16 protein-coding genes and 4 pseudogenes are annotated in these 18665 nt (G+C 71.0%); all 20 read right to left on the bottom strand.

Translation table 11 applies throughout. The features are described 5' to 3' along the window. Positions 1 to 49: 49 nt before the first annotated feature. The 20 genes and pseudogenes from nucS to thrB all read right to left on the bottom strand — a co-directional run bounded on the left by nucS (position 50) and on the right by thrB (position 18664). Positions 50 to 745, bottom strand: a complete 696-nt coding sequence (gene nucS, locus AC38ZX_RS04790) for an endonuclease NucS (RefSeq protein ID WP_491296520.1) — start codon at positions 743 to 745, stop codon at positions 50 to 52. Between the two features lie 16 nt (positions 746 to 761). Continuing rightward, positions 762 to 1178 carry a DUF2550 family protein gene (locus tag AC38ZX_RS04785; RefSeq protein WP_426594718.1) on the bottom strand — a complete coding sequence of 139 codons (417 nt, stop codon included), beginning with the start codon at positions 1176 to 1178 and terminating at the stop codon, positions 762 to 764. 3 nt (positions 1179 to 1181) lie between these two features. Next, on the bottom strand, positions 1182 to 1469 hold the full coding sequence (locus tag AC38ZX_RS04780; RefSeq protein ID WP_491296519.1) for a F0F1 ATP synthase subunit epsilon: 288 nt from the start codon (positions 1467 to 1469) through the stop codon (positions 1182 to 1184). A gap of 62 nt (positions 1470 to 1531) precedes the next feature. Next, positions 1532 to 3020 (bottom strand): annotated as a pseudogene (gene atpD, locus AC38ZX_RS04775) (F0F1 ATP synthase subunit beta). 39 nt (positions 3021 to 3059) lie between these two features. After that, positions 3060 to 3953: a F0F1 ATP synthase subunit gamma gene (locus AC38ZX_RS04770; RefSeq protein WP_426594715.1), complete on the bottom strand. Its 894-nt coding sequence runs from the start codon at positions 3951 to 3953 to the stop codon at positions 3060 to 3062. Between the two features lie 2 nt (positions 3954 to 3955). After that, complete coding sequence (gene atpA / locus AC38ZX_RS04765) at positions 3956 to 5584, bottom strand: F0F1 ATP synthase subunit alpha (protein WP_491296518.1); 1629 nt, start codon at positions 5582 to 5584, stop codon at positions 3956 to 3958. Between the two features lie 81 nt (positions 5585 to 5665). Beyond that, positions 5666 to 5836 carry a F0F1 ATP synthase subunit delta gene (locus AC38ZX_RS04760; RefSeq protein ID WP_491296516.1) on the bottom strand — a complete coding sequence of 57 codons (171 nt, stop codon included), beginning with the start codon at positions 5834 to 5836 and terminating at the stop codon, positions 5666 to 5668. A 640-nt stretch (positions 5837 to 6476) separates the two neighbouring features. Continuing rightward, complete coding sequence (locus AC38ZX_RS04755; protein WP_426595879.1) at positions 6477 to 7061, bottom strand: F0F1 ATP synthase subunit B; 585 nt, start codon at positions 7059 to 7061, stop codon at positions 6477 to 6479. After that, on the bottom strand, positions 7061 to 7297 hold the full coding sequence (gene atpE / locus AC38ZX_RS04750; RefSeq protein WP_426594712.1) for an ATP synthase F0 subunit C: 237 nt from the start codon (positions 7295 to 7297) through the stop codon (positions 7061 to 7063). Before atpE ends, AC38ZX_RS04755 begins: the two co-directional genes overlap by 1 nt. 90 nt (positions 7298 to 7387) lie before the next feature. Next, positions 7388 to 8050, bottom strand: a complete 663-nt coding sequence (atpB, locus tag AC38ZX_RS04745) for a F0F1 ATP synthase subunit A (RefSeq protein ID WP_426594711.1) — start codon at positions 8048 to 8050, stop codon at positions 7388 to 7390. 244 nt (positions 8051 to 8294) lie between these two features. Further along, positions 8295 to 8801, bottom strand: a complete 507-nt coding sequence (locus AC38ZX_RS04740) for a Cg1360 family ATP-synthase-associated protein (protein WP_426594710.1) — start codon at positions 8799 to 8801, stop codon at positions 8295 to 8297. Continuing rightward, complete coding sequence (locus AC38ZX_RS04735; RefSeq protein WP_491296515.1) at positions 8798 to 9913, bottom strand: MraY family glycosyltransferase; 1116 nt, start codon at positions 9911 to 9913, stop codon at positions 8798 to 8800. Before AC38ZX_RS04735 ends, AC38ZX_RS04740 begins: the two co-directional genes overlap by 4 nt. Next, on the bottom strand, positions 9910 to 10560 hold the full coding sequence (locus tag AC38ZX_RS04730) for an L-threonylcarbamoyladenylate synthase (protein WP_491296514.1): 651 nt from the start codon (positions 10558 to 10560) through the stop codon (positions 9910 to 9912). The genes AC38ZX_RS04735 and AC38ZX_RS04730 overlap by 4 nt, the downstream gene beginning before the upstream one ends. A gap of 13 nt (positions 10561 to 10573) precedes the next feature. Next, positions 10574 to 11278, bottom strand: coding sequence for a peptide chain release factor N(5)-glutamine methyltransferase (gene prmC / locus AC38ZX_RS04725; RefSeq protein ID WP_491296513.1), 705 nt, complete (start codon positions 11276 to 11278; stop codon positions 10574 to 10576). A gap of 252 nt (positions 11279 to 11530) precedes the next feature. Then, positions 11531 to 12621: pseudogene (gene prfA / locus AC38ZX_RS04720) on the bottom strand (peptide chain release factor 1). A 111-nt stretch (positions 12622 to 12732) separates the two neighbouring features. Beyond that, positions 12733 to 12948, bottom strand: a complete 216-nt coding sequence (gene rpmE, locus AC38ZX_RS04715) for a 50S ribosomal protein L31 (protein WP_426594706.1) — start codon at positions 12946 to 12948, stop codon at positions 12733 to 12735. Positions 12949 to 13084: 136 nt separating this feature from the next. Beyond that, positions 13085 to 13935: pseudogene (locus AC38ZX_RS04710) on the bottom strand (PPK2 family polyphosphate kinase). Between the two features lie 99 nt (positions 13936 to 14034). Next, on the bottom strand, positions 14035 to 15297 hold the full coding sequence (locus AC38ZX_RS04705; protein WP_491296512.1) for an acyl-CoA thioesterase/BAAT N-terminal domain-containing protein: 1263 nt from the start codon (positions 15295 to 15297) through the stop codon (positions 14035 to 14037). A gap of 91 nt (positions 15298 to 15388) precedes the next feature. Further along, positions 15389 to 17431, bottom strand: a pseudogene (gene rho / locus AC38ZX_RS04700) (transcription termination factor Rho). Between the two features lie 273 nt (positions 17432 to 17704). Then, positions 17705 to 18664 (bottom strand): homoserine kinase, encoded by a 960-nt coding sequence (gene thrB / locus AC38ZX_RS04695; protein WP_491296511.1) that lies wholly within the window; start codon positions 18662 to 18664, stop codon positions 17705 to 17707. Between the last annotated feature and the right edge of the window lies 1 nt (position 18665).

The raw sequence follows: 18665 nt of genomic DNA, 5'->3' as shown, positions 1-18665 counted from the left end.
GGTCAGGCCCGGTCGGCCACGGCGCGGCACGGACCGACCGGGACCGCCCCTAGAACAGGCGTGAGCCGCTGTCGTCGACGCCCTTCATGGCGTCGTAGTCCAGGACCAGGCAGCCGATCCCCCGGTCGGTGGCCAGCACGCGGGCCTGCGGCTTGATCTCCTGGGCCGCGAACACACCGCGCACCGGTGCGAGGTGCGGGTCGCGGTTGAGCAGCTCGAGGTAGCGGGTCAGCTGCTCGACGCCGTCGATGTCGCCGCGGCGCTTGATCTCCACGGCGACGGTGCCGCCCGCCGGGTCCTTGGCCAGGATGTCCACCGGGCCGATCGCGGTCGGGTACTCGCGGCGCACCAGCGTGTGGCCGGTGCCGAGCAGAATGATCTGGGCCGCGAGCAGCTCCTGCAGGTGGGCCTCGACGCCATCCTTGACCAGGCCGGGGTCGACGCCGAGGTCGTGCGCCGAGTCGTGCTGGACCTCGTGCAGCTCGATCTCGAGCCGGTCGTCCGACTTCTGGTGCTGGACGGTCCACACCTGGGTGACGCCGGCCGTGCGGGACTCGTCGGACGGGTCCGAGACAGCCAGCGTGCACGGCGGGCTCATCCAGTTCAGCGGCTTGTACGACCCGCCGTCGGAGTGCAGGAGCACGCTCCCGTCGGCCTTCACGACGAGGAGCCGCGTGGCCAGAGGCAGGTGGGCGTTCAGTCGACCGCTGTAGCGCGCCGAGCAGGAGGCGACGACGAGGCGCATCAGGGTGTGCTTTCTGTCAGGTGACGGAGTTGACGCGCGAGGGCGTCGCCTCGATCCAGGACGTCAGGCCCGTGTAGGCCTCGGCGCTCAGCAGGAGGTAGAAGTCGCTCTGGGACCGGCAGGTCGCGACGACCAGGCGATCCCCCGACGTCGCGTCCGGGTCCTGCCAGCGCCGCTCGACGACGGACAGACCGACGCGGTTCCAGCGGATGTGCGGACGGGGCGCCAGCGACCAGCGCCGCCAGAAGTACAGGGTGGCCGAGCCGTACTGCGCGACGCCCGCGGTCCACGGACCGTCGGGGCTCGTCGCCTCCCAGCAGTGGAACGAACCCACCCGGCGGTCCAGGGTGTGGACCCGGGAGAGCCACAGCAGGCCGGTGACGACGGCGAGCAGGGCGGCGCCGAGCAGCAGCGCGACGACCACCCCGCTCACGTGTCAGTGCGCCGTGGGAGCGGGTCGGGCGCCGGCCACGGCGTCGTCGACGACGATCGTCAGGTGGTTGGAGTCGAACGAGAGGAACCCGCCCTCGACCTGCCAACGCTCCGGCTGCGTGCCGCGCTCCGCGAACACCCGGACCTCGCCGGGCTTGAGCACGGAGAGCACGGGCTCGTGACCGGCCAGGATGCCGATCTCACCCTCGCCGGCCTTCGCCGAGACCTGCCACGCGGTGCCGGACCAGAGCTTGCCCTCGGCGCCGACGATCTCGACCTCGATGTCTGCCATGAGCACTCCTCTCGAAAGAATGGGCGGGGCGCCGTCTCTCGACGGCGCCCCGGCAAGAAAACTCAGACGCCGTAGTCCTTCTGGATGCGGGCCCAGTTGCGCTCGAGGTCCTCGAGGCCGCCGATGTTGAAGAACGCCTGCTCGGCGATGTGGTCGAACTCGCCGTCGGCGATCTTGCCGAAGGCCTCGACCGTCTCGCTCAGCGGCACCGTCGACCCGACGACACCGGTGAACTTCTCGGCCATGTACGTGTTCTGCGAGAGGAACTGCTGGATGCGGCGGGCGCGGGCCACCACCGTCTTGTCCTCCTCCGACAGCTCGTCGACACCGAGGATCGCGATGATGTCCTGGAAGCTCCTTGTTGCGCTGCAGGATCGACTTCACGCGGGTCGCGGCGTCGTAGTGCGCCTGGCCGACGTACCGCGGGTCGAGGATCCGGCTGGTGGAGGTCAGCGGGTCGACGGCCGGGTACAGGCCACGCGAGGCGATCTCGCGCGACAGCTCGGTGGTGGCGTCCAGGTGCGCGAACGTCGTGGCCGGGGCCGGGTCGGTGTAGTCGTCGGCGGGCACGTAGATGGCCTGCAGCGACGTGATCGAGTGGCCACGCGTCGAGGTGATGCGCTCCTGCAGGAGGCCCATCTCGTCGGCCAGGTTCGGCTGGTAGCCGACCGCGGACGGCATGCGGCCGAGCAGCGTCGACACCTCGGAACCGGCCTGCGTGAACCGGAAGATGTTGTCGATGAAGAGCAGCACGTCCTGCTTCTGCACGTCGCGGAAGTACTCCGCCATCGTCAGCGCGGACAGGGCGACGCGCAGACGCGTGCCCGGCGGCTCGTCCATCTGGCCGAAGACGAGGGCCGTCTTGTCGAAGACTCCCGCCTCCTCCATCTCGACGATCAGGTCGTTGCCCTCACGGGTGCGCTCGCCGACACCGGCGAACACCGACACACCACCGTGGTTGAGCGCGACGCGCTGGATCATCTCCTGGATGAGCACCGTCTTGCCGACGCCGGCGCCGCCGAAGAGGCCGATCTTCCCGCCGAGCACGTACGGCGTCAGCAGGTCGATGACCTTGATGCCGGTCTCGAACATCTGCGTCTTGCTCTCGAGCTGGTCGAAGGCCGGGGGCTTGCGGTGGATGGGCCAGCGCTCGGTGATCTCGAGCTTCTCGCCCTCCTTGAGGTTGAGGACCTCACCGATGACGTTGAAGACGTGACCCTTGGTGACGTCGCCGACGGGGACGCTGATCGCCTCGCCCGTGTCGCGCACGAGCGCGCCGCGGACCAGGCCGTCGGTCGGCTTGAGCGCGATGGCGCGGATCAGCGAGTCGCCGAGGTGCTGGGCGACCTCGAGCGTCATCTCGACGCCGCCGTCGGCCTCGCCCTCGCCCTGCGCCGACAGGTCGATGGTGACCTTGAGGGCGTTGTAGAGCTCGGGGATCTGGTCGGACGGGAACTCGATGTCGACGACGGGCCCGATGACCCGGGCGACGCGGCCCACGCCGGGACCGGAGGCGTGCTCGACGGCAGCTTCGGTGGTGGTGGCAGTCATGTTGTTCTCCGGTTGGATTCTCGGAAGGGTCTCGGTAGATCAGCCGGCGAGCGCGTCGGCGCCCGACACGATCTCGCTGATCTCTTGCGTGATCTCGGCCTGGCGGGCCTGGTTGGCGAGCCGGGTGTACATGCGCACCAGGTCCTCCGCGTTCTCGGTGGCGGTGTGCATCGCACGCTGGCGGGCAGCCAGCTCGGACGCCGCGGCCTGCAGCAGGCAGGTGTAGATGCGGCTGCGCACGTACCGCGGCAGAAGGGCGTCCAGGACGTCCTCGGGCGACGGCTCGAACTCGTACAGCGGCGCGATCTCGTCGTCGCCGGTCGGCTCGACGCCCTCGACGATCTCGAGGGGCAGCAGCCGGATGAGGCGGGGGGTCTGCGTGACCATGTTCTTGAAGTACGTGAACACGACGTGCAGCTCCGAGACACCGCCCTCGTCGGCCGGCGCGGCGAACGCCGTGAGCAGGGCGTCGGCGATCTCGTTCGCGGTGTCGACCGACGGTGCGTCCGAGTTGCCGGTCCACTGGCCCGCCAGCTCACGACCGCGGAAGGCGTAGTACGAGACGGCACGACGACCGGTCGCGTAGACGACCGGCTCCTTGCCCTCCTCGGTCAGCCGACCGATGAGGCGCTCGGCCTCACGGATCGCGCTGGCCGAGTACGCGCCGGCCATGCCACGGTCCGAGGTCACGACGAGCACGGCCACGCGGTTCGTGTCCGTGCGCTCGGTGACCAGCGGGTGCGTGACGTTGGAGTGCGTCGCCACGGCCGAGACCGCCCGGGTCAGTGCGCGCGAGTACGGCGTCGACGCCGTCACGCGGTCCCGCGCCTTCCCGATGCGCGAGGCAGCGATGAGCTCCATCGCGCGGAAGATCTTCTTCAGCGACTGTGTCGACCGGATCCGCTGCCGGTAGACGCGCTGCTGACCTGCCACGGTCAGCCCTTCTTCTGCCGGACGATCTGCTCCTGCTCGACGTCCACGTCGGCGCCGTCGTCGAGCGAGCCGACGAGCGTGGTGCCGTCGCCGACCAGGAAGCCCTTGCGGAACTCGTCGATCGCGTCGCCGAGCGCCTTCTCCGTCTCGTCCTCCAGCTTGCCGGTGGACGCGATGGTGGAGAGCACCTCGGTGTTGCGGCGCAGGTGGTCGAGCAGCTCGGTCTCGAAGCGGCGCACGTCGGCCAGCGGGACGTCGTCCAGCTTGCCCTTGGTGCCGGCCCAGATCGAGGCGACCTGGTCCTCGACCGGGTACGGGGTGTACTGCGCCTGCTTGAGCAGCTCCATCAGGCGCGCACCGCGGGTCAGCTGCGCACGGGACGCGGCGTCCAGGTCCGAGGCGAACATGGCGAACGCCTCGAGCGAGCGGAACTGCGCCAGGTCCAGCTTCAGCGTGCCGGAGACCTTCTTCATCGCCTTGACCTGGGCGGCACCGCCGACGCGGGACACCGAGATGCCGACGTCGACGGCCGGGCGCTGGTCGGCGTTGAACAGGTCCGACTGCAAGAAGATCTGGCCGTCGGTGATCGAGATGACGTTGGTCGGGATGTACGCCGAGACGTCGTTGGCCTTCGTCTCGATGACCGGCAGACCCGTCATCGACCCGCCGCCGAGCGCGTCCGACAGCTTGGCGCAACGCTCGAGCAGGCGGGAGTGCAGGTAGAAGACGTCACCGGGGTACGCCTCACGGCCCGGCGGGCGACGCAGCAGCAGCGACACGGCACGGTAGGCCTCGGCCTGCTTCGACAGGTCGTCGAAGACGATCAGGACGTGCTTGCCCGCGTACATCCAGTGCTGGCCGATGGCCGAGCCGGTGTACGGCGCGAGGTACTTGAAGCCGGCCGGGTCGGACGCCGGGGCCGCGACGATCGTCGTGTACTCCAGGGCGCCGGCCTCCTCCAGTGCGCCGCGCACGGCGGCGATGGTGGACCCCTTCTGGCCGATGGCGACATAGATGCAGCGGACCTGCTTCTTCTCGTCGCCGGTCTCCCAGTTGGCCTTCTGGTTGATGATCGTGTCGATCGCGATCGCCGTCTTGCCGGTCTGACGGTCCCCGATGATCAGCTGACGCTGGCCGCGACCGATCGGGATCATCGCGTCGATCGCCTTCAGGCCCGTCTGCAACGGCTCCTCGACGGACTTGCGGTCCATCACCCCGGGGGCCTGCAGCTCGAGCGCGCGGCGACCCTCGGTGACCAGCTCACCCAGGCCGTCGATCGGCTGGCCCAGCGGGTCGACGACACGACCGAGGTAGCCGTCGCCGACGGGGACCGACAGGACCTCTCCCGTACGGCGGACCTCCTGGCCCTCCTCGATGCCCGCGAACTCACCCAGGACGACGACGCCGATCTCGCGGACGTCGAGGTTGAGCGCGAGGCCCAGCGTGCCGTCCTCGAAGCGGAGCAGCTCGTTCGCCATCGCGCCCGGGAGTCCCTCGACCTGGGCGATGCCGTCGGCGGTCAGGGTGACCCGACCGACCTCTTCCGACACGACGCCGCTCGGCTCGTAGGACTTCACGAAGCTGTCCAGCGCGGCCCGGATCTCGTCCGGCCGGATCGTCAGCTCAGCCATTGCTCTTCTCCTGTCGTGACCACGCGGTGCGCAGTCGTCGATTCGTTCACGTCGTTCACGCGGACGGCCCGAGGCCGACCGTCAGCTGGCAAGTCGTCGTCGTGCGTCGGCGAGCCGGGCGAGCACGGTCGAGTCGACCACGTCCGCCCCCACCTGGATGCGCAGGCCGCCGAGGATCTCGGGGTCCACGGTCACGTTGAGCTGCAGCTCGCGCCCATAGGCCTGCTGCAGGACCGCACCGAGCCGGTCCATCTGCGCCTGGGAGAAGCTCGCTGCCCGAGGTCACGCCGGCGACGAGCCGCTTGCGACGGTTCGCGGCCAGCTCGGCCACGCGACCGAGGGTCGCGACGAACCGCTCTCCGCGCGGTGCGGCGGTCGCCCGGCGGGCCACCTCGAGCGTCACGTTGCTCACGCGCCCCGACAGCAGGCTGTTCACCAGCGCGACGCGGTTCTCCCGGGTGCCCCGGGCGTCGAACAGCGCGGCTCGCACCTGCCGCTGTCCGACGAGCAGCCGCGTGATGCGGAAGAGCTCGTCCTCGACGAGCGAGCTCGCCCGTTGCCTCCGCGGACGCGAGCAGCGCGTCGAAGCCGAGCATCTCGACCGCATCGCCCAGGTCGTCCTGCGACGTCCACCGCGAACTGACCAGGTCCGAGACCGCGGCCACGACGCGGGCGTCCGAGCGTGCCAGCACGGCCGCGGCGACGCCGGCCTTGGCCTTGCCGGGGAGTGCGGGGTCGGACAGGGTCCGACGAAGCGCTCCCGAGGAGTCCAGGGCGTCGACGACGGCGAACAGCTGCTCACCCAGGCCGGACGCCTGCTCACCCGCGGCGGTCAGGACCGGTTCGAACCGCTCCTGCACCGCCTCGAGAGAAGCGAGACTCGTTCCGCGCATCAGTTCTCCTTGGCCGCAGACGCTGCGGCCGTCGAGGCCTCGAGGTCAGCCAGGAAGCGGTCCACGACGCGCGACTGGCGGGCCGTGTCCTCGAGGGACTCGCCCACGATCTTCGAGGCGAGCTCGGTGGCCAGGGCGCCCACGTCCGCACGCAGGGAGACCGACGCCTGCTGACGCTCGGCCTCGATCTGGCGCTGGGCCGTCTCGACCGTACGGGCCGCGTCGGCCGTCGCCTTGGCCTTGATCTCCGCGGAGATGGCCCCGCCCTCGACGCGAGCCGCCTCCTTGATGCGGGCAGCCTCCGTCCGGGCGTCGGCGAGCTGCTGCTCGTACTCGGCACGCAGCGCGGCCGCCTCGGCCTGGGCGACCTCGGCATGCTCCAGACCGCCCTCGATCTTTTCCGTGCGCTCGTCGAGCACGGACTGGAACCTGGGCAGGACGTACTTGAGGAACACGACCGCGATGATCAGGACGATGACCGCAGACCACAGGATGTCGTACGGCTCGGGCAGGAGAGGGTTCAGGTCTGCGGTGTCGGTTGCCGCTGCCAGGGATGTCGTGGCAGCGACGAGCTGCGCGGTAATCACTTCAAGAAGAACGGAGTGGCGATCGCGAGGAGCGCGAGGATCTCGATGAACGCCAGGCCGATGAACATCGTCGAGCGCAGCTGGCCGGACATCTCAGGCTGGCGCGCCATGCCCTCGATCGTCTTGCCGAACAGGATGCCGAGGCCGATGCCGGGGCCGATGGCCGCCAGACCGTATCCGACGAGGGCGAGCCCGTTGATTGTGGTGGTGGCGTCTGTTGCTGCTGCGAGCATGGGACCTGGTTTCCTTTCATCTACGCGCCGCTCGGCGCGTCCGTTGCGGGCGACGGTCCGGGGATCAGCCCGTCGCGGTGGGTGCGTCGATCAGTGCTCTTCGGTGATCGACATCTGCAGGTAGACAGCGGTCAGGATGGCGAACACGTACGCCTGGAGTGCCGCGACAAACACCTCGAGCAGGTAGAAGCCGAAGCCCGCGACAAACGTGACGGCGCCGAACGGTTTGAGGCCCGGGGACGCGTGGAAGAGCAGGAACGACGTCGCCGCGAAGCAGAGGGCGAGCAGGAGGTGGCCGGCGAGCATGTTGGCCAGCAGCCGGATGACGAGCGTTGCGGGGCGCAGGATGAACACCTGCAGGAACTCGACCGGCGTCAACAGGGGATAGACGAACCACGGGACGCCCGCCGGGAACAGGCTGTGCTTGAGGTAGCCGCCGACGCCGAACTTCTTGACGCCCTGCGACAGGTACAGCACATAGACCCACAGCGCGAAGATGATCGGCAGGCCGATCACGGACGTTCCCGCGATGTTCAGGAACGGGATCACGCCGGTCATGTTGAAGAAGAGCACCCCGAAGAAGATCGTCGTGATGATCCCGACGTACTTCTTGCCGTCCTTCTCGCCCAGGATCTCGTACACGATCTGGACGCGGACGAAGTTGAGCCCCAGCTCAAGGAGGTTCTGGAACCGACCCGGCACCAGCTTGGCGCGGCGGGCGCCGATGACGAAGATCAACAACAGCGCGATCACCGAGATGAAGCGGACCAGGATGATCCGGTTGATCTCGAACGGTGTGCCCTCGAACCAGATGGCCGGCGGGAAGAAGTCGATCAGCGAGGGCGGGTGAAAGCCACCGCTACCGTCATCCGCGGCGAGCGGCAGGATCGTCGCAAGGCTGGACAGGGCGTTCTCCTGGTGGTCGTGTGCGCCGAATGCCGCGTCGCTGCAGGCACAAGCACGGCGTCGGGCCGTCGTGGATGGGGTGAAGCCTAACCTATGAAGCCGCTTGGTCCGGACCCGGAGCGGAGCCGTCGGACGGCTCCTGGACGGCGTTCTGGGCGGGCACCTCGTCGAAGTAGGTGAGGCGCCCGCGCTGGACCGCCCGGGCGTCGAGGATCGCCGACCCGATGACCCCCACCATGAGCACGATCGCGAGCACCTGGGGGTTGTAGAAGTCCAGGTGCCGGATCGAGGCCAGCACGACGATGACCACGATGATCTTGCCCAGCCACGCACCCATCAGGACCGCGAGCATCGTCGTCGGGTTCGACCTCGAGGTCCGCCAGACCGAGATCACCGTGGTGCCCGAGAAGATCAGCGCGACGAGCACCCCGATGAGAGCACCCCAGACGCCGGCCATCCCGTCGACGAGGTAGCCGACGATCACTCCGATCACCGTCAGGATGCCGAGCAGGACGAACATGTCGCGCAGCGCCTGGCGGAACACCCGGTCGGCCCCGGTCGGCGACAGAGACGGGGTGGGCGTCGTAGGACCGGTCACGGCGTGGACTCCAAGGACGGTGCGGCCGCCCGGCCGCGCAGCGGCCCGAGCGTGAGGATCGTGGCGACGACGACGGCGACGCCGCACGCGAGCAGCACCGTCGTCGTCGACCAGACGTACAGGGCGGCGACGCCGAACGCGAAGACCGCCGTCCAGACGTACATGATCGCGACGGCACGACGGTGGGAGTGGCCGAGCGCCAGCAACCGGTGGTGCAGGTGCATGCGGTCCGGGTGGAACGGCGACTTGCCCTTGCCGACGCGTCGGATGATCGCCAGCCCCATGTCCAGCAGCGGCAGCAGCAGCACCGCGAAGGGGAGCACCATGGGCAGGAACGCGGGGAACCGCTGCCGGTCGAGCACCTGCTCGGTCTGCCCGGTCACCACGATCGCCGCCGCCGAGAAGACGAAGCCGAGCAGCATGGCACCCGAGTCCCCCATGAAGATGCGGGCCGGGTAGACGTTGTGCGGGAGGAAGCCGACGCACGCACCCACCAGCACGACGAGCACGAGGGCAGCGAGGCTGGCGTAGGCATAGGTGCCCGAGTTGACGTCCCGCGTCAGCAGGTACGCGTAGAGGAAGAACGCGGTACCGCCGATCGCGAGCACCCCGGCCGCCAGCCCGTCGAGGCCGTCGACGAAGTTCACCGCGTTCATGGCGATCACGACCGTGAGGATGGTCAGGAACGTCCACAGCCCGCCCGAGCCGACGATCCCGCCACCGATCGGGAACTGGTAGAGGCGGACGCCCTGCCAGACGAGGAAGCCCGCGGCAAGCACCTGCCCCATGAGCTTGGTGAGCCAGTCCAGGTCCCAGATGTCGTCGGCGACGCCCAGCGCGCAGACCATGCCCGCACCGCCGACGATGCCCACGAGGGCACGGGGGTTCGCGTACACGCTCTCGAGGAACGGCAGCCGGCTGACCATGACGACCGCCACGAGGATCGCCGCGAACATCGCCATGCCACCGAGCCGCGGCGTCGGGACCGCGTGCACGTCGCGGTCACGGACCGCCGTGATCGCTCCCCAGCGCAGCGCGAACCAGCGGGCCAGGGGCGTGGTCAGGTAGGCGACCGACGCCGCGATGAACAGGGCGAGCAGGTAGACCCTCACGAAGCGGGTGCCTCCACGTCCGCGATCTCGCGCAGCTGGTCGAGGCTGACGGCGCCCGCGCGCACGAGGCGCAGGGTGCCCCCGGTCGCGTCGACGATGCTCGAGGCCACCTGGCCCGGGGCGTCGCCGGCGTCGAGGTAGACCGACACGACATCGCCCAGCTGCTCGTAGGCGCCCTCGGCGGTGACCGCCGCGGGGTTGCCCGTGGTGTTCGCGCTGGACACCGCCAGCGGACCCGTCCGCCGCAGCAGCGCGAGCGCCGTGGGGTGATCCGGCACCCGCAGCGCGACCGTGCCGTTGGTCTCGCCGAGGTCCCAGGCGAGCGACGGCTGCGCGCGCACGATGAGCGTCAGCCCGCCGGGCCAGAACTGCGTCGCCAGGGCGCGCGCGCCGACCGGCACGTCGATGGCCAGCCCGTCGAGCGTGGCCACGTCGGCGATGAGGACCGGCGGCGGCATGTGCCGGCCGCGACCCTTGGCGTCCAGGAGCGCCTGCACCGCGGGCGGCGTGAAGGCGTCGGCGCCGATCCCGTAGACGGTGTCGGTGGGCAGGACGATCAGGCCCCCGCGCGAGACGACGTTGACCGCCTCGTCGATGGCGGGGCCCCAGGTCGCGGGGTCGCTCGCCGGCGTGATGCGCTCGTTCACGGCGCCGAGTCTTTCACGAGCCGGTCGAGTTCCGGCGCGCGACCAGCATCCGCGGGCGCCCCGTCAGGTCGTCGCGCGACTCGATCTGCTCGAACGCGCCCGTGGCCTGCGCGTCCGCGCGGGCGGCCGCGTCCTGCACCTCGGCGTGCTCCATCACGAGCAGGCCGCCGGGCCGCAGGAGCCGCGCGGCCGCGCGCAGCACCGCGCGCGGGACCTCGAGGCCGTCCAGACCGCCGCCGTACAGGGCCAGGTCCGGGTCGTGGTCGCGCACCTCCGGGTCCACCGGTTCGGCGTCGGGGGGGATGTAGGGCGGATTGGCGACGAGCACGTCGACGGTGCCGTCGAGCGCGCTCAGCAGCGTCGGGTCGGCGACGTCGCCGCACTCGACCGTGAGGTTGGTGACACCGTTGTGGCCCGCGTTCTTCTTGGTCAGCGCGACCGCCTCGGGCGAGAGGTCCACCGCGACGACGGTCGAGCCGGGGACCTCGGACGCCACCGCGATCGCGATGCCGCCCGCACCGCAGCACAGGTCGACGACGAGCGGGCCGGGCGTCGTCGCGGCGCCGTCGATCGCCACCTGGGCGACGACCTCCGTCTCGGGCCGCGGCACGAAGACGCCGGGCTCGACCAGCAGCGTCAGGTACCGGAAGCCCGTCGAGCCGACCAGGTGCTGCAGCGGTTCGCGGTTGCGGCGACGCTCGACCAGGCCTGCGTACATCGGGGCGAACCCCTCTGGTACAGGTGGCGCGAGGGCGAGCTTCCAGGCGGTCGAGACCGAGCGCGTGCGCCGCGAGCGCGGTCGCGTCGTGGCGCGGCGACGGCACGCCCGCCTCGCCGAGCAGCCGCGTCGCGCCCTCGACAAGGTCGCGGACGCTGGGCCGGCGTCCGGCGGCGGCGCTCTCGGCCGAGGTCGCGCCGCCGCTCGTCGACACGTGTCCGTCGTCCGTCGTCGGACGTTCGCCGTCGGTCGTCACGCGTCTCCCGCCGCCGCGAGACGCGCGGACTCGTCGGCGTCGATCGCGGACTGCACCACCGGGGCGAGGTCGCCACCGAGCACCGCGTCGAGGTTGTACGCCTTGTAGCCGGTGCGGTGGTCCGCGATGCGGTTCTCCGGGAAGTTGTAGGTCCGGATGCGCTCGGAGCGGTCGACGGTACGGACCTGCGACCGCCGGGCCTCGCTGGCGGCGGCCGCCGCCTCCTCCTGCCGGGCGGCCAGGATCCGGGCACGCAGCACCCGCATGCCCTGCTCACGGTTCTGCAGCTGCGACTTCTCGTTCTGCATCGACACGACGATGCCCGTCGGCAGGTGCGTGATGCGCACCGCGGAGTCGGTGGTGTTGACCGACTGGCCGCCGGGGCCGCTCGACCGGTACACGTCGATGCGCAGGTCGTTGGGGTCGATCTCGACCTCGGCCTCGTCCTCGACCTCGGGAAAAACCAGCACGCCGGCCGCGGAGGTGTGGATCCGGCCCTGCGACTCGGTGACCGGGACGCGCTGGACGCGGTGGACGCCGCCCTCGTACTTCAGGTGCGCCCAGACCCCGTCCTCCGGGGCGACGGTGCCGCGGCTCTTGATGGCCAGCTGGGCGTCCTTGTAGCCGCCGAGGTCGGAGTCCGTGGCGCCCAGCAGCTGCGTCGCCCAGCCCATCTTCTCGGCATAGCGCGTGTACATCCGCAGCAGGTCCGCCGCGAACAGCGCCGACTCCTCGCCGCCCTCCCCCGCCTTGACCTCGAGGATCACGTCACGCGCGTCGTCGGGGTCGCGCGGGATGAGGACCTCCCGCAGCCGTGCCGCGGCGACGACGGCGGCAGCCTCGAGCGACGGCAGCTCGGCGGCGAAGCTCTCGTCCACCTCGGCGAGCTCCCGGGCGGCCTCGGCGTCGTCGCTCGCGGCCTTCCAGGCGGTGTACGCCTGCGCCACCTGACCGAGGCTTCCGCGTACCGGCGACCCAGCTTGCGCGCGTTGGCGGCGTCCGCGTGCACCGCGGGGTCGGCCAGCTGCGCCTCGATCTGCGCGTGCTCGGCGAGCAGCGGCTCGGCGGCGGCGAATGGCTCGCTCATGTTCTTCCTTCGGCTGGGTGCGGCTCCCGACAACGACACAGCGCCGGTGCCCGCGCGGACACTGCCATGGAGGGCAGTCGTCCGCGCCGGGGCACCGGCGCTGTGAGGTTGCTAGTTGGCGGCCTTCTTGCCGTAGCGCGCCTCGAACCGGGCCACACGGCCGCCGGTGTCGAGGATCTTCTGCTTGCCCGTGTAGAACGGGTGGCACGCGTTGCACACGTCGGCGTGGATCTTGCCGCTGGTCACCGTCGACTTCGTGGTGAACGTGTTGCCGCAGGTACAGGTGACCTCGGTGGTCACGTACTGGGGGTGGATGTCAGCCTTCACAGAACTTCTCCTTGGGTGGATGTCTCCGGGTCCGGACGCACGACACGGCGCCGGTGAACCGCAGACCAGCGAACCATTGTGCCAGAACAGCGGAGTGCCTCGAAATCATCCCGCGCGCGGCCCGGGATGACCTCGGTCACGTCGGCTGCGCGTCGAGCCTCGCCAGCTCCGCCTCGACGTCGAAGTCCGCCGGTGGCCAGCCCAGGTCCAGGTCCTCGAGCGCCTCGCGCAGCAGCCGCCCGATCGCCATCCGCGCGTACCACTTGGAGTCCGCCGGCACGACGTACCAGGGGGCGTGCTCGGTGCTCGTGCGGTCCAGGACCGCCTGGTAGGCCTCCTGGTAGAGCGGCCACTGCGTCCGGACGTCGAGGTCACCCGGGTTGTACTTCCAGTACTTGTCCGGGCGCTCGAGCCGCTCCCGCAGCCGCGCCTTCTGCTCAGCCGGCGACACCATGAGCGCGACCTTGACGATCGTCGTCCCGCCGTCGACGACCTCCTTCTCGAAGGCGTTGATCTCGTCGTACCGCGGCTCCCACACCTCGCGCGGCACGAGCCGTTGACGCGGACCACCAGCACGTCCTCGTAGTGCGACCGGTCGAACACGCCGATGTGGCCCGGCGTCGGCAGCCCGTCACGGATCCGCTGCAGGTAGTGCTGGGCGCGCTCTGTCTCGGTGGGCACCCCGAACGACTTGAGCTGGACGCCCTGCGGATCGACCAGGCCGATCACGTGCCGCACGATCCCGCCCTTGCCCGCGGTGTCCATACCCTGGAGCACCAGCAGCACCGACCGGGTGCCGCCCGTGCGACCGTCCGCGAACAGCCGCTCCTGCAGCTCGCCCAGCCGCACGCCGTTCTTGGCCAGGCGCGCCTCGCCGGCCGCACGTGAGTGGTCCCAGCCGGGTCGCGACGACGGGTCGAACGCCGCCAGGTCGAACCCCTTCCCGGCCCGCAGCGCCTCCCGCGGGGACGTGGTCCACTTCGACATCGATCGGCTCCCTTGCGCGCGAGACGGACACGCCGCACGCTAGCCGGTCTACCGGACCGGCGCCCGCCCGCGGACGAGGGTCCGGAACTCGAGCTGCGATCACACCGCTGCCAGGAAGGCCAGCACGCGCCGCCAGACGTCGGGCAGCGCCGGCTCATCCTTGGCCTGCTCTGCCGGGGTCCAATCCGAGCTCACACCCGGCTCTCCCGGATACAGGCCGTCGATCAGGTGCCCGGCGTCGGGCACCGCCACGACCTCGTGCCTCGGTGCCGCCGGATCGGCGTCGAGCGCGGCCGTCGCCGCCCGGGAGAACTCGCAGGACGGCCAGATGTCGTCCGCCTCGCCGCACACGAACAGCACGGGGCCACCGATCGTCGCCACCGGGATCACGGCCTGGGGGTTGTCGGAGGCGTGCGGGTCGCCCCAGGTTCGCGTGTACGGGACCGCCGCACCGCCGAGGGTCCAGGCCGGACCATCGCACGCGGGGATGGAGCACCCGACGACGTCGCTCGGCGACGCAGCGATCACACCGTGCACCTGGTCGGGATCGTGCACACCGAGGAGCTCAGCCGCCGCGCTGCCGCGCGAGCCGCCGAGGACGACGATCCGCGCCGGGTCGACGCCGGGCTGTGCGGCCAGCCAGCCGAGGGCGCGCTCGAAGTACTCGAGGGGAATGGCGGACAGGTTCTGAGGCAGGCCCGGTTCACCGAAGTAGGCCACCGCGAGGGCGGGATACCCGCGCATCGCGAGCATCGCCGCCATGAGGGTGTCCATACCGCCCTCGGATCCACCGATGACGAGCACCGCCGGCCGCGGGGTTGCACCAACCGGCCCCGACAGAAAGCGCCCGACGAAGCCGTCAAGGGCCAGCGACGGGCTGCGCCCGCTGAGCCGGGTCGTCGTCAGAGCCCGTTCGAAGGTCGTCGACGCCGTCGATCCGCCCGCGCGCACGGTCGCCGTGAACGTCGACGGGCCGAAGGTTTGCCAGATATAGCCCGAGTCGCGGCCGCTGGCCGAGCGCATCGACCAGACCAGGCCGGTGGCCGCGACGCCGGTGTACGTGCCGCCCGTGCTGGCGTCCACGTCGGCGTCGACCTCGCCACGGGAGTCCGCGACGAAGGTCGCCGACGAACGCCACACGGCGCCGGTGCGGTCCGTCGACTCGACCGCCACGGTCGTCGGGGCGCCCGGCGGGGCGCCGGAGACCCGGACATGGATCGGTTCGTCGAGCAGGCTCTCGTGCGGCGTCACCGTCACGGTGAGCGGCGGGGCACTCGCGCTGCAGGCGCCGAGCGCGGCCGCGGCCAGGATCAGCGAGGCTACGGCGCCGACACTACGAGCGGCACCCGCGCGCGCGACCACCGTTGCACTGTAGAGGTGGGCGCTCGTGGTCGCCCGACGACGACGGCCCCGCGCTCCCGGAGGAGTGGGGGCCGTCGTCAGGCCGGGGCGATCACTCGCTGCCGGGCGTCGTCTTCTGGACCTGGAGCAGGAACTCGACGTTCGACTTGGTCTCGCGCAGCTTGCCGATGAGCAGCTCGATGGCCTGGGTCTGGTCGAGGGCACCCATGACCCGACGGAGCTTGTAGATGATCTTCAGCTCGTCGTGCGCCATGAGGATCTCCTCGCGGCGGGTGCCGGACGCGTTGACGTCGACCGCCGGGAAGATGCGCTTGTCGGCCAGGCCACGGGAGAGCCGCAGCCCATGTTCCCGGTGCCCTTGAACTCCTCGAAGATGACCTCGTCCATCTTGGAACCGGTCTCGACGAGCGCCGAGGCGAGGATGGTGAGCGAGCCACCGTTCTCGATGTTGCGGGCTGCGCCGAAGAACCGCTTGGGCGGGTACAGCGCCGAGGCGTCGACACCACCCGAGAGGATGCGCCCGGACGCCGGAGCGGCCAGGTTGTAGGCCCGTGACAGGCGGGTCAGCGAGTCGAGGAGCACGACCACGTCCTGGCCCAGCTCGACCAGCCGCTTGGCGCGCTCGATGGCGAGACTCCGCGACGATCGTGTGGTCCGAGGCGGGGCGGTCGAAGGTCGAGGCGATGACCTCGCCCTTCACCGTGCGCTGCATGTCCGTGACCTCTTCGGGGCGCTCGTCGACGAGCACGACCATGAGGTGGACCTCGGGGTTGTTGGTGGTGATCGCGTTGGCGATCTGCTGCATGATGATCGTCTTGCCGGCCTTGGGCGGCGCGACGATCAGGCCGCGCTGGCCCTTGCCGATGGGCGCGACGATGTCGATCACGCGGGCCGACAGCTTCGTCTGCTCGGTCTCCAGGCGCAGGCGCTCCTGCGGGTAGAGCGGCGTCAGCTTGCTGAACTCGGGGCGGTTCTTGGCCGCGTCGGGCTCGGCACCGTTGATCGAGTCCAGACGGACCAGCGCGTTGAACTTGCTCGGCCGGTTGCCCTGCGGCGCCTGCGGCTGCTCGCCCTCGCGAGGCTGGCGGACCGCCCCCGTGACGGCGTCGCCGCGGCGCAGGCCGTAGCGCTTCACCTGGTTCAGCGAGACGTACACGTCGTTCGCGCTGGGCAGGTAGCCCGTGGTGCGCACGAACGCGTAGCTGTCCAGCAGGTCGAGGATGCCGGCGACGGGCAGCAGGACGTCGTCCTCGCTGACCTCGATGTCGTCGAGACCCGCGATCTCGCCGGGGCCGGGGCGGCGGGTGCCCCGCGTCTTGCGGTCACGGTCACGGTCACGGTAGCGGTCGCGCGAGCGCCGGCGACGACCGCCGCGCTCCTCGGTGTCGTCGCCGTCCGTGAACTCGCGACGCTGCTGCTGCTGGTTGGGGTTCTGCTGCTGGCCGCCCTGCTGGCCATTCTGCTGGCCCTGCTGCCGGTCCTGCTGGTTCCCGCCCTGCTGGCGGTTGCCCTGCTGCCGGTCCTGCTGACCGTTGGCCTGCTGGCGCTCCTGCTGCGCAACGCCCTGGTGCCCGTTCTGCTGGCCGTTCTGCTGCTGGCCGTTCTGCTGCTGACCGATGGCCTGCTGGTCGGCGTCGTCGCCGCCCTGCGGGGCACCGGCGCCGCGGCCCGAACGGCGCGAGCGGCGCTCGCCGGTCACGGAGCCGACGGCGTCGGCCGCGCGGGCCGCGCGGTCGTCGACGGGCGCGAGCTTGGCGTCCAGAGCGGCCTCGAGACCGGCCAGGGCGTCACCCTTCGGCGCGTCGCCGCGCGGCGCGCGGTCCGACTGCGTGGGGACGTCGAGGTCGAGCTGCGGAGCCTGGTTGCGGGGCGCGCGGGCGGCCCGGACGGGCGCCTCGGCGACGGCTGTGCTTGCACTGCTCTCGGTGCGGCGCGGCTCGAGCGCCTGGGGGCGCGAGCCCCCGCGAGCGTCCGAGATGGCCTGGACGAGGTCGCCCTTGCGCATCTTGGAGGTGCCCTTGACGCCCAGCTCGGACGCCATCGCCTGCAGCTCGGGCAGGCGGAGCGCCGAGATCCCGGCGCCGCGGGCGGACCCGCCGGAGGTGCTCACGGCGGGATCGATGATGTCTGTCACGAAGGACCCTTCCCCTCGTCGGTGGCCGGGACCCGATGGATCGGGGATCGGCCGACGTCCGGTCGTGATGACCGAGACGGTGGTGGAGCCACACACGCTGCGTACGTACGACGACGTCTGCGCGCTGTGGGCTGGATCGTTCCCGGGTCGTCGACTCTTCGTCGGCACCCGGTCAATAACGACGCGGGTGACCTGAGGACGAGGTCCGGGGAACGCATCGATGCTACCACTGTCGGCTTCTGCACCCGGACGGGTGACCCGCACGGGCGTACTTCACCCGGTGGGTTCACCTGCTGGACGGGGAGCCGACTCGACGGTCGCGCCGGAGCGGTCGACCGCCAGCGGGAGGACCCGCCAGCCGCCCATCGCGCCACCGAAGACCGCCGCGATCGCCTCATCCGCATCGGTGCTCGCGCCGCCGCCGAAGGCCCGTGCGAGCACCAGCACCGTCGGGCCCGCGCCCGACACGACCGCAGCGACGCCACGCGAGCGCAGGGCGTCCACCAGGGCCAGCGAGTCGCGCATGACGGAGCGGCGGTACTCCTGGTGGAGGCGGTCCTCGGTCGCGGTGAGCAGCAGGTCCGGCCGACGGCCCAGCGCCTCGACCAGGAGCGCCGCACGACCGGCCTGGAACGCACCGTCGGCGTGCGGGACGGTCGCCGGCAGCACGCCACGGGCGGCCTTGGTGGACAGGTGCGTGGGCGGGACGATCGCGATCGGCGCGATGGACGGGTCGACCGACAGGCCGATCGCACGGAAGCCCGAGGCGTCCTTCCAGGCCAGCGTCGCACCGCCGAGCACCGCGGGAGCGGCGTTGTCGGGGTGGCCCTCGATGCTCGCCGCGAGGTCGATCACGACGTCGTCGGCGAGCGCCTCGGGCTCGGCGATCAGCCCGCGTGCGGCGATGATCCCCGCGACGACGGCCGCCGCAGACGAGCCCAGTCCCCGGCCGTGCGGGATCCGGTTGTGGCAGACGAGGTGCAGGCCGGTCTGCGGTGCGCCGACCTGGTCGAGCGCCGCGCGCAGCGAGCTGACGACCAGATGCTGCTCGTCGTCGGGAACCTGTCCCGCGCCCTCCCCCGTGACCTCGACGCGGACGCCGGGCGAGCCCAGGGCGTGCACCTCGAGGTCGTCGACGAGGTCCAGGGCGAGACCGATGGCGTCGAAGCCCGGCCCGAGGTTGGCGCTCGTCGCGGGGACGCGGACGCGGACGTGGTCCGCCCCCAGCCGCACC

The organism is Cellulomonas sp. McL0606 (assembly GCF_058248365.1).
The sequence above is the reverse complement of the archived record's forward strand: the minus strand, read 5'-3'. Positions and strand labels throughout refer to the sequence as shown.

Coding starts and splice junctions, on each gene's coding strand:
- atpA (WP_491296518.1), bottom strand. CDS start 5,584: ATGGCTGAGCTGACGATCCGGCCGGACGAGATCCGGGCCGCGCTGGAC.
- nucS (WP_491296520.1), bottom strand. CDS start 745: ATGCGCCTCGTCGTCGCCTCCTGCTCGGCGCGCTACAGCGGTCGACTG.
- AC38ZX_RS04780 (WP_491296519.1), bottom strand. CDS start 1,469: ATGGCAGACATCGAGGTCGAGATCGTCGGCGCCGAGGGCAAGCTCTGG.
- AC38ZX_RS04760 (WP_491296516.1), bottom strand. CDS start 5,836: ATGGACCGGCTCGGTGCGGTCCTGCAGCAGGCCTATGGGCGCGAGCTG.
- prmC (WP_491296513.1), bottom strand. CDS start 11,278: ATGTACGCAGGCCTGGTCGAGCGTCGCCGCAACCGCGAACCGCTGCAG.
- atpE (WP_426594712.1), bottom strand. CDS start 7,297: ATGCTCGCAGCAGCAACAGACGCCACCACCACAATCAACGGGCTCGCC.